Consider the following 13,678-nt stretch of genomic DNA (forward strand, 5'->3'; position numbering starts at 1 on the left):
CCCGCGAACTTGCCATCTCCGCCGGATACGGAACAGCGGGTGCGGTCACCGACGCCGAGGCGCTCACCTCGGCAGTTCAGGACGCGCTGCCGGGGGAGAACGCCGAGCAAGCAGGATTGGTCGATTCGATCTCCGATCCAGGCCCGGCAGAACGCTATTCAGCTCTCGGGTACACACGCATCAACGCGATAGCGGCAGAGTTGGCGTCGTTGCGCGAACGTATCGGCCAGCCGCTCACCGAACTGGTGGCGGAGGTCGAGCGGGTGCTCGGTATCGGAATCGAGGCAGGCGCGCGAACCCGAGTCGGTGTCGTCGGGACCGCGGGCCGCGAGCATCTCGACGCATTTGCCGACGTCGTCGCCAATTACGCGACGCGTCCAACAGCCAATCTGCCCGGGATGCTCGCATTCTTCGCGGCCGCCGAACAGATCGAAAAGGGCCTCACTCCGGGCGAAGTGGAGGTGGCGCCGGATCGCGTGCAGATCTTGACCGTGCACTCGGCGAAGGGGCTCGAATGGGAAGTAGTGGCGATCCCGCATGTCAGCGACGGGGTGTTCCCCTCGTCCACCGCGTCCGGATCGTGGCTCGGGGCGCTCGCCGAACTGCCACCGACGTTGCGTGGTGACCGGGCGGTCGACGCGGATTCGGCCGACGGAGTTCCGGTGCTCGACCTCGAGGAGCTCTACAACCGCAAGGACCTCGAGAACGCGATCACGGCGCACAAGAAGGCCTTGTCCAACCGTCGACTGGACGAGGACCGGCGGTTGTTCTACGTCGCGCTGACCAGAACCGAACGGGCGCTGTTCATCTCGGCGCATCACTGGGCGGAATCCGGTTCGGAACCGAAGGGGCCTTCGGAGTTCCTGGACGAGCTGCATCAGATGGTCACGGCCGAAAACGATGCCGATGAGGAAGACTCACGCGGCGTAATCGGCGTCGTGGAGGAGTGGGCGCCTGCACCGGAACCCGACACCGAGAACCCGTTGGCCGCCACGCCCCGTACGGCGCAGTGGCCGCCGGATCCGCTGGGTGCGCGGCGCGGCGCGGTCGAGGCCGGAGCCGCAAGCGTCCTGTCCGCACTTGCTTCGCTGCCGCAAGACAGCCAAGAGGCGGAAGAACCGGAGGACGATCCGGAGAACTGGGCCTCGGACGTCGACGTGCTCTTGGCCGAGCGCGAAGCCCGGGCAAACGCGCGTGCCGAAGTGATTCTCCCGGCGCAGCTTTCGGTGACGCAGCTCGTCGACCTCAAGGCAGATCCGGATGAACTCGCGGCACGGCTGCGTAGACCACTGCCGTACCCACCGAACCCGCTCGCTCGGCGCGGCACGGCTTTTCACGCCTGGATCGAGCGAAGGTTCGGTGCGACCCGACTGTTGGATCTCGACGAACTACCCGGCGCCGCGGATACCGGCGCGGGTCCCGAGACCGATCTGGTGAAACTTCAGGATGCGTTCCTGCGGTCCCCGTGGGCCAATCGCAGCCCGATCGAAGTGGAAGTTCCTTTCGAAACATCCATTGCCGGAACGGTTCTCCGCGGTCGGATCGACGCTGTGTTCGCCGATCCCGACGGCGGATGGACGGTGATCGACTGGAAGACCGGTGCCGAACCGTCGGCCGCCAACGAGGACGCTGTTGTGATGCAGTTGGCCGCGTATCGGGTGGCCTGGGCCGAATTGATGTCGGCCAGAGCCCGTTCGGCGGGGCGCAACGAACAGTTTCCGGCCGACAAGGTGCGGGCGGCGTTTCACTACGTTCGATCGGGTCGCACCATCGCACCCGAGAACCTGCCGGACGGTGAGGCTCTCGCTCGCCTCATCCGAACGGCAGGCGCGCAAGATTAGCTTGCGTTTCGACGAGCCTTGAGTGCTTCGGTCACCAGCGGAACCTGCAGGGGAAGACGTGCGATCGAACCGATCTTCTGCGGTGTGGACGTCTTCGGGCTTCGGCACCAGTCGATCGCCATCTGGATGTTGGCGGGGAACACGGCGACAAAGAGCGCGGCGGCAAGGCCCGCGCCGAGCTTGCGGGTCTTCGGCACGGCCAAGGCAGCGCCGATCGCCAGTTCCGCGACGCCGGACACCTGGGTGTAGGTGCGGGCCTGTCCGGGAAGCTGGCGGGGAACGGTGCTGTCGAAGAAGGAAGGCGCCACGAAATGCATGGTGCCGGCGCCGAGAAGGAGGGCCGACAAACGAAGAGCGGCCGCTTGGCTGGGAGTGGACGTCGAACCGGTGAAAGGCATTTGCCCAGCCTGCCTCACGGTGGACCTTCTTGCCACTACCGGCGCCACGACCCGCGCGCTATTCGGCGCCCGAGTTCCGAAGTCGATCTTCGAGGGTTACGCTGCCTGCCGATGTCCGTGTAGGTATTTCGTAAGTTCGAGTGAGAGAGTCGATGTATGGCCGGTAAGCTCCGGGCGCGTTTGACCAGGTCGGAAGCATTGACCGATCAGCCTGACTTCGCCCTTGTCGGGGTGCTGCGCATTCCCCAGCTACAGACAAGTCCGGCGCGGGCCATCTACAAGCGAGTTCTCATCGCGTTGGGTGCTCTCGGCGCCGCCGTGTTGATCGTGTACATCGATCGCGCGGGATACCGGGACGCACAGGACAACGAGCTGTCGCTGCTCGACTGCATTTACTATGCGACGGTTTCGCTCTCGACCACCGGCTACGGCGATATCACTCCGTTCACGCCGTCGGCGCGCCTGGTCAACGTCCTGTTGATCACGCCACTTCGGATCTTCTTCTTGATCGTGTTGGTCGGAACCACACTTTCAGCTCTGACCGAGAGTTCGCGTCAGGCGTTCAAAATTCAGCGTTGGAGGCAGCACGTGCGTAATCACACCGTCGTCGTCGGATACGGGACCAAGGGGCGGACGGCAATCGAAGCAATGCTCGGTGACGGTGTACCGGCGTCGGAGATCGTGGTCGTGGACACCGATCAGACCGTCCTCGATTCGGCGGCGAGCAAAGGCCTGGTGACGGTGTTCGGTTCGGCGACGAAATCGGACGTACTTCGGTTGGCAGGTGCGCAGAATGCGTCGTCGATCATCGTGGCAACCAACCGTGACGACACCGCAGTGCTCGTGACGCTGACAGCCCGCGAAATCGCGCCGAAAGCCAAGATCGCCGCAGCCATCCGTGAAGCCGACAACGCGCATCTTCTGCGTCAGTCCGGCGCAGACTCCGTCGTCGTGTCCTCGGAGACGGCGGGTCGACTCCTCGGCATCGCGACCACGACGCCGACCGTCGTGGAGATGATCGAAGACCTGCTGACTCCGGAGGCCGGATTCGCGATTGCCGAGCGTGCCGTCGAGCGCGACGAGGTCGGCGGCTCTCCGCGTCATCTCTCCGACATCGTGCTCGGGGTCGTTCGTGACGGCCGTCTGGTTCGCGTCGGTTCACCCGAGGTGGACGCCGTCGAAGAGAACGATCGACTGCTCTACATTCGCCGCGTCACGAACTGAGTGTTACCGAGCTTCGTGCGCGCAGTAATGTCGTGAGCGTGAACGACTTCCAGCTGACCGAAACACCTCTGCTCTCACGCTCGAGCGTCGGCCGCGCCGAGGAATTGCGGTCGGACGCCGCTGCACTGACGACGGGTTGGGCGGACGCACTGCTCCTCCGTGTGAATTCACGGGGTCAGGTCAAGGTGTCGCCGGAAGGTCAATTGGTCTTCGCCGAGGCAACCGAGTTGGGGCCCGAACCGGTGCGCGGCGCGGTCTTCCTGGGAATTCGGGAGAATCGCCACGTCTGGGCGGTGCGGGTGTCGCTGCTGGCGGGCACTTTGTCTGAATTGCGGATGCTCGGCGGAACACTCGACGACGCGGACGCCGGTTTGTTGACCGGTGCCGTCGCGATTCTCAACTGGCACGACAGTGCCGGATTCAGCGCTATCGACGGCGCACCGAGTGAACCCACGATGTCCGGCTGGTCACGCATTTCCACGTCCACCGGCCACGAGGAGTTTCCCCGAACGGATCCGGCGGTCATCTGCCTGGTGCACGACGGCGGCGATCGAGTTCTACTCGCGCGTCAGCCGACCTGGCCGCAGCGCCGTTTCTCGATTCTCGCGGGATTCGTCGAGGCCGGGGAGTCACTCGAAACGTGTGTTGTCCGCGAGATCAAGGAAGAAGTCGGTATCGACGTGCACAGCGTTCGATACCTCGGGAGCCAGCCTTGGCCGTTCCCTCGCTCGGTGATGTTGGGCTTCGCCGCAATCGGCGACCCCGCCGCTCCGCTGCTGTTCGCGGACGGCGAGATCGCCGAGGGCACCTGGTTCACGAAGGACGAGGTGCGCGCCGCTCTCGAACTCGGCGACTGGGGTTCGGAAGCGGACGCGCCACTGCTGCTGCCCGGGTCGATCTCCATCGCTCGCGGAATGCTCGAGAGCTGGGTCAAGTAGCAGCCGGAGAAGGTCTACAGACCCAGAGCCTGCTTGACCTGGTTGAGCGACGGGTTGGTCGCAACGCTGCCGTCGCCGTACTTCACGGTCGGAACGACGTGATTGCCACCGTTGACGCTGCCGACGAAATCGGCTGCTGCCGGATCGTTCTCGATGTCGATGTCGGTGTACTCGATCCCCGACGCGTTGAGCTGCGTCTTGAGGCGACGGCAGTAGCCGCACCACGTGGTCGAGTAGATGGTCAGGGCAGGCGCATTTTCGGTAGAAGTCACGGCCGATATAACACCACGACCGAGAGCGTTGTTCCGTATCGGCCCGTGTTCTCTTGCCCACATACCGTCGGGCGCGGCGAATGGAGTGTCGGAACGTCCTGCCATGATGGTCCCCATGCCTGCGGACACCGGACTGGATCCAGAACAATCGGCCGCCGTGCTCGCGCCACGCGGCCCGGTATGTGTCCTCGCGGGCGCTGGAACAGGCAAAACCCGCACCATCACGCGCCGGATCGCTCATCTGGTTGCCGACGGTCACGTGTCGGCCGGTCAGGTGCTTGCCGTGACGTTCACCGCTCGTGCGGCCGGGGAAATGCGTGGACGTCTTCGTGAGCTGGGCGTCGGCGGGAGTGGGCCGCAGGTGCAGGCTCGAACTTTTCACGCTGCTGCTCTCCGTCAACTGAAGTACTTCTGGCCGCAGGTTGTCGGCGACACGCCGTGGCGTCTGCTGGACCGAAAGTTCGCCGTTGTCAGCAGTGCCGCAGCCCGGGTGGGATTGTCCACCAGCACGGAAAGCGTCCGCGACCTCGCCAGTGAAATCGAGTGGTCGAAGGCGTCGCTGATCGCGCCGGAGGATTACCCACGCGCGATCGCCAAGATTCGCCGTGAGGCACCGGTCGATGCCACCAAGGTGGCCCAGGTGTATGCCGCATACGAAGAGCTGAAAGCACGCGGCCAGGACGGCATGCTGCTTGATTTCGACGATCTCCTACTGCACACGGCGGCAGCTCTCGAAGAGCATTCGACAGTCGCCGACGAGTTCCGCGAGCGGTATCGCTGCTTCGTCGTGGACGAGTATCAGGACGTCACCCCACTGCAGCAGCGTGTGCTCGACGCCTGGCTGGGCGACCGAGACGATCTGACCGTGGTGGGCGATGCGAATCAGACCATCTACTCCTTCACCGGAGCCACCCCCAACTATCTGTTGGACTTCTCCCGGAAATTCCCCGAAGCGACCGTCGTTCGGCTCGAACGGGATTACCGCTCCACCCCTGAGGTCGTGTCGTTGGCGAACCGCGTGATCGGTGCCGCGCGCGGGCGGATCGCCGGGACGCGTCTGCAGCTGATCGGGCAGCGCGCGCCGGGGCCTGAGCCGGAGTTCATGGAGTTCGACGACGAGCCGGCCGAGGCGCTCGGCGTTGCGCGGGCGATCAAACGGCTGATCGCGGCAGGCACTCCTGCGGCCGAGATCGCTGTTCTGTACCGGATCAATGCTCAGTCGGAGGCGCACGAGCAGGCCCTGACGAAGCTGGGCATTCCGTTCCAGGTGCGCGGTGGAGAGGGCTTCTTCACTCGCACCGAGGTACGTCAGGCGGTGGCAGCGCTGCGTCAGGCAGCTGGACGCGACGACCTCCCCGAAGGTGCAGACAACGGCGAAGCGCTGGTCTCACTCGTCCGCGCTGTGCTCGCGCCACTCGGCCTGACCAACGAAGAGCCTTCGGGTACTCAGGCACGCGAGCGCTGGGCGTCGCTCTCGGCTCTCGTGGCGCTCACCGAAGAACAACTTGTCCACGAACCTGAACTGACGCTCACCGGGCTTTTACAGGAGCTCACGGCCCGAGCCGAGGCGCGGCACCCACCGACCGTGCAAGGTGTGACGCTGGCCTCCCTCCACGCGGCCAAGGGGCTCGAATGGGATGCGGTGTTCCTGGTCGGCCTCAACGACGGCACCCTGCCGATCCAACACGTTCTCGGCGACGCCAATTCGGGCGCCGACGATGTCGCGGTGGAGGAGGAGCGTCGGCTTCTCTACGTGGGGGTTACTCGCGCTCGCGAGCATCTGCAGCTGTCGTGGGCATTGGCCCGCAATGAGGGTGGACGCAAGTCCCGTCGCCGGTCGAGATTTCTCAACGGACTAATCCCGGAGGACTCGCCGGCCTCGCGCGTCGCCGCGCCGTCGTCGGGAAACAAGAAGCGTCCGCGCTGCCGCGTATGCGGCAAACCGTTGATCGGGACGTCGGCGACCATGCTCGGGCGCTGCGAAAAATGCCCGTCCAATGTCGACCTGGAATTGCTCGAGCACCTCAAGGCCTGGCGTCTGGACAAGTCCAGAGAACTCAAAGTTCCGGCCTATGTCGTCTTCAGTGACAACACACTGATGGCTATTGCCGAACAACGACCACAAGATAATCGTGGACTGGTTTCGATCCCTGGAATCGGGCCGAAGAAACTCGACAACTTCGGGGAAGACGTACTAGCTGTCATTCGCGGTGAACTGCGAGCGGCAACACTCGATATCTGACAACACATCCGAATCGACAACGGTGAGTTACATAACCGCAGGTCAAAAATAGGTTGTGCAGATTCGGCAGATTCTCTACTCTGGTTTTCAGTGTTACGGGGCAACCTGTGCGCAGAAACTATCCGGACCGACACGAAATGGAGGTGGCAAAAAAATGACGAACTTGATCTCTTACGAAGCGTGCGCAAGCGCAAAGTTCGCTGTTGCCGCCCCCATGCTGCCGCGTGCAGCGGGATGGGCGCAGCATGCGCTCCGCCTGCGCCCTCAAGCAGCAGCAAAGAAAGCAGCTGTCGAGTCCGTGTTCTTAAGCCATCGAGGTATTTCTCGGTAGGACACATCCGTTCACTTACGGCCACGGACCCGCAGCCCCTGCGGACCGTGGCCTTTGTGTTGGATAGCCCTCTTCATCTGGTTTCCGACTCGGCTCAGGTTCGCACCCATCGAACCCATATCGTGCGACACAGTTTCGCATCCGAGCACTAGGAGACCGAGTTGTCTGCCCAGACAATCCGCGTGGAATCCGAAAACTCCACCACTGCAGTAACTTCCACCGACGTCACTTCGGCTGCAGTCACGTTCATCGAGGTCGCGTCCACCCGCCGCGACCTGCCGTGCCGGGCATCCAACCCCGATCTCTGGTTCGCCGAAGCTCCGGCCGAACTCGAGCAGGCCAAGGCACTGTGCGCGCAGTGCCCCATCCGTTCCCGTTGTCTCAGTGCGGCTCTCGACCGCGCCGAGCCATGGGGGGTGTGGGGCGGCGAGATCCTCGATCAGGGGGCCGTCATAGCGCGCAAGAGACCGAGAGGGCGCCCACGCAAGCAACTTGTGTGCGCGTGAGAGCCCTATTCGGCGGAGCCGGTGTCTTAGTCGGCGGAGCCGGTGTCATCCAGAACCGGCTCCGCGAACCCTGGCAACCAACGAGTCAGGATTTCCATGTACGGGGCATATGCGTCCAACTGGGCGCATATGCCGACCGAACCGAGAAGAACACGGAAGATCATCAAATACTCGGCCGGAAGGTTGAGTGCACGGGCCGTTCGGAACTGCGCACTGTTGAAGTCAGTGGCGGTTCCGGCGGCCTTTTGCAGCCATGCCCGAGTGAAGTGAAATGACTCGGTCTGGATCGGGTCGGTGAAGGGTCGCAGGTAATCCGCGATCTCCTTGTCGGTCACCGTGCGTCCGGGGATCACGAAACCGTTGGCGCGCAACAACTCCGTCAACTCGTCGAATTGTTCCTCGACAGCCAAGCGCACCATCGTGCCGAGAACCCGTGGCAGTCCGTTCGGGAACGGCGCAGCAGCACCGAAGTCGATGACGCCGAGTCGGCCGTCCTCGAGAAGCATGAAATTGCCGGGGTGCGGGTCACAGTGGAGCAATCCGACACGGGCCGGAGACGCGAAGTGGAATTCGGCGAGTAGTGCACCGGCCGCATTGCGCTGCTCCGGCGTTCCACTCTCGATGATTCTGGTCAACGGGGTTGCCGTCATCCATTCGGTCACGACCACTTTCGGCGCGCTCGCCACGACGTGCGGGATCACGAATTGGGGATCTCCGTCGAACTCTTTGGCAAAAGCTCGCTGATTGTTCGCCTCGATCCGATAGTCGAGTTCTTCCTCCGTGCGCGCGGTGAACTCCTCGATCACGGGCCGTACGTCGACACCGGGCATGACCGAACCGAAGAGACCGGCAAATCTGCCCAGGGTCTTGAGATCGGCGCGTAGAGCTTCGTCGGCGCCGGGGTACTGAACTTTCACGGCTACGTCGCGGCCGTCCGCCCAGACGGCTCGGTGAACCTGCCCGATGCTTGCCGACGCGGTCGGTTCATCGTCGAACGACTGGAATCGGTCGCGCCACTTGGTTCCGAGTTGCTGGTCGAGCATCTTGTGTACTTGCTTGGTCGGCAGCGGCGGGGCGGCGGCCTGGAGCTTGTTCAGCGACTCGCGGTATGGCTCGGCGAATTCCTCCGGAATTGCCGCCTCCATGACGCTGAGCGCTTGGCCCAGCTTCATCGCGCCGCCCTTGAGTTCGCCCAGCACCGCGAACAGTTGCTCGGCCGCCTTCGCGCTCAACTGCGCGTCGATCTCGCCTTTGTCGCCGCCGGCGAGCTTGCGTCCGAAGCCCATGGCGGCGCGACCGGCCATCCCCAGGGGGATGCTCGCGAGTTTGGCAGTACGGGCAGAACTCTTGCGTGGGATCTCGGACACCACACCATCATGTCTGACTGGGGCGTCCTTTGCCCGAAACAGGTGCCAGGTATTGGCAACTGCAGGATATTTGCCGAGGCCAGTGCCTGGTTGTGATCCGATACGGACGCAGCGCGATCTCGAGCGTCGACGACAGACTGGCCGCATGCGTCGCCGCTGTCTCGGATAATGCGGAGTCGATCTCGGCCAGGGCCAGCGCGACACTTGCATGGATCATCGCCGATTCCGCGTGGCCTGCGCTGCCGAGTAGCTGCGCGGACAGATGAAGCCAATGAGGGTCGAGTTCGGATCGGAGGATGTCTGCGCACCGCAGGCAACTCGACTGACCAGGCAGGACAAGAGGACCGACCACACCGTTGCCGTCGCGGATGCGGACGGAAAGGTGGGGGAGTCCACAGCGAACGAGATCGCTGACCAGACGAGGATCAGTCACGACGTCGTCGGCCAGGACCACCAGTTGTTCGTTCCACGTGCGCACGACGTCGGTGTTGCGATACCCGCGCGAGCGACGCGTGCTGACCCCGCCGGTGACCAGTGCGCGCTCGATGGCGTCAGAGAGCGGACCGACACCGTGAATCCGGACCGTCGCGGTGCTTCTGCGGGCAGTGTGGGCGAAACCGGAATCGGCGAGTTGCTCGAGCAACTCCTCCGTCACGGACGTGGGAATCCCGAGCCTCGACGCTTCCCAGAGGATGTTTGCGCGGGATCTCGAGCCGTCCATTTTGCGCAGGATCGACTTCACCGCGCGATCGTCGACCCCGACAGGCAGAGTCAGCAGGACGGCACGTCCGGGGGTCCATCCCAGCTGCAGTCGACCATCCGGGCGCGACAGAACAGCGATCCGCGGGTCCCATCGAGGTCCCGCGGATCGCTGTGAAGTGCTGTCTTGTCTGGTGTCGTCGTGTGTGTGACCGGTCATCATTCGATGCTGGCACGACGGGCCCTCGGCGAGTCCCCGTCAGCGGCAGTTATCCACAGGCGGTCATCGCGGCTGATCTGCGAAAATCGGTCGAGAAGGGATTACTTCTCTTCGTCGTCCTCGCGGGTCTTGTCCATCGCTTCCTCGGCCGCACGCTCTTGTGCCACGACGGCTTCGAGCTGGGCTATCGGGTCGTCGAAATTACCGGCTTCGCCGGCGCCGAGGACACGGGCGACAAATCCGTCCGGTGCGTCGAGATCGCTCGAATCAGGCATCAGGTCGGGATGCGACCAGACGCCGTCGCGAACGTCCATACCGGCTTCCGCAGTGAGCTTCTGCCACAAACCAGCCGCTTCGCGGACCTTGCGAGGACGAAGTTCTAGTCCGACCAGCGTCGCAAAGGTCTGTTCGGCGGGGCCGCCGGTAGCGCGGCGACGCCGCAACGTCTCACTCATCGCGGCAACACCAGGCAGTCGCTCGCCGAGTGCGGCGGTGACGACCGTCTCCACCCAACCCTCGACCAGCGCAAGCAGAGTCTCTAGACGTTCGAGAGCGGCTTTCTGCTCCGGAGTGTTCTGCGGCTCGAACGTGCCCTGCTGCATCAGCGCTTCGAGCTTGCTCGGATCGGTGAGAGCGGATGGATCGAGGTCCTTGGCGAATTCTTCCATCGCCGAGAAGTCCATGGTGATTCCGCGGGCGTATTCCTCCACTGTCGCGAGAACACGCTGGCGCAGCCACGGAACGTGACTGTAAAGGCGCTGATGAGCGGCTTCCCGCGCGGCGAGGAAGACCAGAACTTCCTGATGCGGCTGTTCGAGACCCTCACTGAAAGCCTGAACCGCAGCCGGGAGAAGGGCCGCGGTGCCTTCGGGGCCGAGGGGCAGGCCGATGTCAGTGGAGGAGAGCACCTCGGTGGACAGTTGGCCGAGTGCCTGGCCCAATTGCGAGCCGAACGCGAGTCCGCCCATCTGGCCGAGCATGCCCAGCATCGGGCCAGCCATCTGCTGTGCTTCGGCCGGAAGACCCTGGACCCACATGCCCGCTACCTTCTCGGCCACCGGATCACAGAGTCGCTTCCACGTGTCGATCGTGTTGTCGAGCCAGTCGTTCGGAGTCCACGCAAGAGTGCGGCTCGCTCCGGCAGGGAGCGTTGTCGCGGCGTCCAGCCACATCTCGGCCAGGTGCGCGGCGTCGGCGATCGCCTTGACGTTGCCCTCGGTGATCGGTGCGACCGATCCGATCTGTTGGCGTGCCAGTTTCTTGGCGATGTCGTAGTTGACCGGGCCGGACGAACCGCCCTGGCCCATCGACGAGCCCATTCCGCTCAGCATCTGCCCGAACTGGGTGAGCATCTGGCCGAGCTGAGCCGGATCGAATCCCTCACCGCCCGCGCCGAACCCGAACGGCATGTCACCACCCCCGAACGGATTGCCACCCGCCGCGTTCTTGTCGCGATCGGGATCGTCGTCGGAGTTGGAGAAGCCGAACGGCATATTGCTCATACCTCAACGGTACAAGGCTCGAGCGGTCGGAGTCGCCCTCCGAGTCACGCTGACGGCGAACACGCACGGCGCTCAGGCGGTGCGATCGGTGCTCCGGAGCCTTCGCGCTTTACTCTGGATCAGGTGAATCGACGGATAGTGACGCTCTTGGCCGCACTCGCACCCATCGTCGTGTTGGGAGTCGTCGGAACAATGGTCACTGTTCCTTATGTCGCACTCGGTCCGGGCCCCACCTTCAACACGCTCGGCGACGTCGACGGTAAGCCCGTCGTAGACATCCAGGGGACCGAGGTCGATCCCACCGACGGCAACCTCAACATGACAACGGTGTCGGTTCGCGACGGCCTCAACATCTTCGAAGCGTTCGGACTGTGGGCGAGTGGCAGCAACGGACTCGTCCCTCGCTCGGAGATCTATCCGCCCGAGAAGTCGAAGGAAGAGATTCAGCAGGCCAACACCGCCGACTTCCAGCAATCCGAGGACAGTGCCGAGTTGGCGGCACTGCACTTTCTCGGCAAGCCGGTGGCACTGACTGTTTCGAAGGTGACCCCGGACGGTCCCGCTGCGGGTGCCCTGCAAGAAGGCGACGTCCTGGTCAAGATCGGCGACACTCCGGTAACCACCATCACCGGCGTTCAGGACACGGTCGGTGCGATCGCGCCCGGCACCGCGATCGACGTCACCGTCCTACGTGAGGGTGTGGAGACCGTTGTGCCGATCACCGTCGGGGCGCGGCCCAACAAGCCCGAATCGGGTTACCTCGGCGTCACACCCAGCGAGGTCCCGGACGTTCCCTTCACCGTGCAGTTCAATCTCGCCGACATCGGCGGTCCTTCTGCCGGACTGATGTTCACACTGGCCTTGGTCGACAAGCTGACTCCGGGGGAGCTCAACGGTGGAAAGTTCGTGGCCGGAACGGGCACCATCGACTCCGACGGCGAGGTCGGTCCGATCGGCGGCATCAGGTACAAGTTGATCGCCGCGTCCGAAGCCGGTGCTGAGACCTTCCTCGTGCCGGCCCAGAACTGTGACGAGGCGAAACAGAATGCGCCGGACGGGCTTCGACTCGTCAAGGTCGACAACCTGCCCGGCGCAGTGGACTCACTCGAGAGCCTCAACACGGGCGGCGACGCACCCCGCTGCTGAAAGCTGCCTGGCCGCCGACGACTCTGTCAGTCTTCTTCGACCTCGTCGAGCGTCGCGTACAGGGCGTGCACGAGGTGAGGTGCAAGACCGTCGTAGGTGAGCAGTTCCAAGTCACCGTACGGATCCGCATCCTCGTCGGGACGCATCTGTAGGAGCGACAGCGAGGGACCGTCACGGAGCACGCCGACGAACAGTCGAGCCTCGCGTCGATCGGGATGCGCGTCGGCCGTCAGTCGAGCGACTTCGTCCGCCGCGTGCTGATCGGTCAACACCGGCGCCGTGGCGTGGTCGAGATCCGATTCCGCCTCGGGCGGCAGGACGACGATCTCCTGCACCAGGATGCAACCCTGCACGGACTCGGGCCAATGCGTCGTCGCCAGGAACTCGTCGAGTGCCCGTGAACCGCCGATGATGTCCTCGGGAAGCGATTCCTGTTCGATCGGTGTGTATTCGGCGCCCTCGGCGAGTTGGTCGAGCAGTCCGGGTTCGGCCGCGGCGAGCATTTCGGTGGGTACCAACGCGTACAGCTTCGGAGGCTGATCCCAGCCTTCGGCGTCGATGTGGTCGACAACTTCATGAACGCACCGGGCGAGGGCACTCGGTGATCTGCTCATATTCTCTTCACTCACGCGTTCATCCTCCCACCTTCTGTCCGGCTCCCCGCTCTCCGTGTTGTCAACCCGTGACCGTTGTTACGTAGAGTGGTCGGAAACGGCCAAGTCCACTCGGGCGTGGCCGCAGTGATCGATGCAATCGGTTGCGACGCCACGGCGTCGCCAAATCTTGGAGCGTGGCACGTGGGCATGCGGCCCCCCGCAGGTTTACCCTCTCTGTCCAGACGCAGTCGAATCTTGTTGGTGGTGGCTGTCGTAGTGGCGGCCTTGCTGCTCGTGGGGCCGCGACTGATCGGCATGTACACGGACTGGTTGTGGTTCGGCGAAGTCGGCTTCCGCGGTGTCTTCACCAAGGTTCTGTTGACGCGATTCGTGCTC

At 63.9% G+C, this 13,678-nt stretch carries 13 protein-coding genes; 7 read left to right on the top strand and 6 right to left on the bottom strand.

The genetic code is table 11. The features are described 5' to 3' along the window. A partial coding sequence (locus A2J01_RS09765) for a 3'-5' exonuclease (protein WP_197494194.1) occupies nucleotides 1-1,841 on the top strand: 1,841 nt, incomplete at its 5' end. Here A2J01_RS09765 and A2J01_RS09770 read toward each other — a convergent pair. Next, nucleotides 1,838-2,239, bottom strand: coding sequence for a DoxX family protein (locus tag A2J01_RS09770; protein WP_003942341.1), 402 nt, complete (start codon nucleotides 2,237-2,239; stop codon nucleotides 1,838-1,840). The genes A2J01_RS09765 and A2J01_RS09770 overlap by 4 nt on opposite strands. Before the next feature lie 156 nt (nucleotides 2,240-2,395). Between A2J01_RS09770 and A2J01_RS09775 the strand changes: the two genes are divergently transcribed. Both A2J01_RS09775 and nudC read left to right on the top strand, forming a co-directional pair. Further along, on the top strand, nucleotides 2,396-3,463 hold the full coding sequence (locus tag A2J01_RS09775) for a potassium channel family protein (RefSeq protein WP_003942296.1): 1,068 nt from the start codon (nucleotides 2,396-2,398) through the stop codon (nucleotides 3,461-3,463). A 38-nt stretch (nucleotides 3,464-3,501) separates the two neighbouring features. Further along, nucleotides 3,502-4,401, top strand: coding sequence for an NAD(+) diphosphatase (gene nudC / locus A2J01_RS09780; protein ID WP_007731249.1), 900 nt, complete (start codon nucleotides 3,502-3,504; stop codon nucleotides 4,399-4,401). A 14-nt stretch (nucleotides 4,402-4,415) separates the two neighbouring features. Here nudC and A2J01_RS09785 read toward each other — a convergent pair whose 3' ends face one another. Then, nucleotides 4,416-4,673 carry a mycoredoxin gene (locus tag A2J01_RS09785; RefSeq protein ID WP_064112611.1) on the bottom strand — a complete coding sequence of 86 codons (258 nt, stop codon included), beginning with the start codon at nucleotides 4,671-4,673 and terminating at the stop codon, nucleotides 4,416-4,418. A 103-nt stretch (nucleotides 4,674-4,776) separates the two neighbouring features. Between A2J01_RS09785 and A2J01_RS09790 the strand changes: the two genes are divergently transcribed. Both A2J01_RS09790 and A2J01_RS09795 read left to right on the top strand, forming a co-directional pair. Then, nucleotides 4,777-6,915 (top strand): ATP-dependent DNA helicase UvrD2, encoded by a 2,139-nt coding sequence (locus A2J01_RS09790; RefSeq protein ID WP_003942300.1) that lies wholly within the window; start codon nucleotides 4,777-4,779, stop codon nucleotides 6,913-6,915. Between the two features lie 513 nt (nucleotides 6,916-7,428). Next, on the top strand, nucleotides 7,429-7,752 hold the full coding sequence (locus A2J01_RS09795; RefSeq protein ID WP_003942321.1) for a WhiB family transcriptional regulator: 324 nt from the start codon (nucleotides 7,429-7,431) through the stop codon (nucleotides 7,750-7,752). A gap of 26 nt (nucleotides 7,753-7,778) precedes the next feature. Here A2J01_RS09795 and A2J01_RS09800 read toward each other — a convergent pair whose 3' ends face one another. From A2J01_RS09800 to A2J01_RS09810, 3 genes are all read right to left on the bottom strand, one after another. Then, nucleotides 7,779-9,122 (bottom strand): ABC1 kinase family protein, encoded by a 1,344-nt coding sequence (locus A2J01_RS09800; RefSeq protein ID WP_172403528.1) that lies wholly within the window; start codon nucleotides 9,120-9,122, stop codon nucleotides 7,779-7,781. 4 nt (nucleotides 9,123-9,126) lie between these two features. After that, entirely contained in the window at nucleotides 9,127-10,041 is a 915-nt protein-coding gene (locus A2J01_RS09805) for a hypothetical protein (protein WP_064112608.1), read from the bottom strand. 98 nt (nucleotides 10,042-10,139) lie between these two features. Further along, a complete protein-coding gene (locus tag A2J01_RS09810) occupies nucleotides 10,140-11,540 on the bottom strand; it encodes a zinc-dependent metalloprotease (RefSeq protein ID WP_064112609.1) in 1,401 nt (466 codons plus the stop codon). Between the two features lie 123 nt (nucleotides 11,541-11,663). Here A2J01_RS09810 and A2J01_RS09815 point away from each other — a divergent pair, with 123 nt between their 5' ends. Further along, nucleotides 11,664-12,686 (top strand): YlbL family protein, encoded by a 1,023-nt coding sequence (locus tag A2J01_RS09815; protein ID WP_064112610.1) that lies wholly within the window; start codon nucleotides 11,664-11,666, stop codon nucleotides 12,684-12,686. A gap of 26 nt (nucleotides 12,687-12,712) precedes the next feature. On the opposite strand, the gene A2J01_RS09820 is transcribed toward A2J01_RS09815, so the two are convergent. Then, the gene (locus A2J01_RS09820; RefSeq protein ID WP_003942343.1) at nucleotides 12,713-13,315 is read right to left on the bottom strand and encodes a PPA1309 family protein; all 603 of its coding nucleotides are present in this window, start codon (nucleotides 13,313-13,315) and stop codon (nucleotides 12,713-12,715) included. 114 nt (nucleotides 13,316-13,429) lie between these two features. Between A2J01_RS09820 and A2J01_RS35040 the strand changes: the two genes are divergently transcribed. After that, the coding region (locus tag A2J01_RS35040) for a UPF0182 family protein (RefSeq protein WP_231915755.1) at nucleotides 13,430-13,678 on the top strand (249 nt) is incomplete at its 3' end.

The sequence above is a fragment of the Rhodococcus sp. EPR-134 genome (assembly GCF_001647205.1).
Classification (GTDB): Bacteria; Actinomycetota; Actinomycetes; order Mycobacteriales; family Mycobacteriaceae; genus Rhodococcus_F; species Rhodococcus_F qingshengii.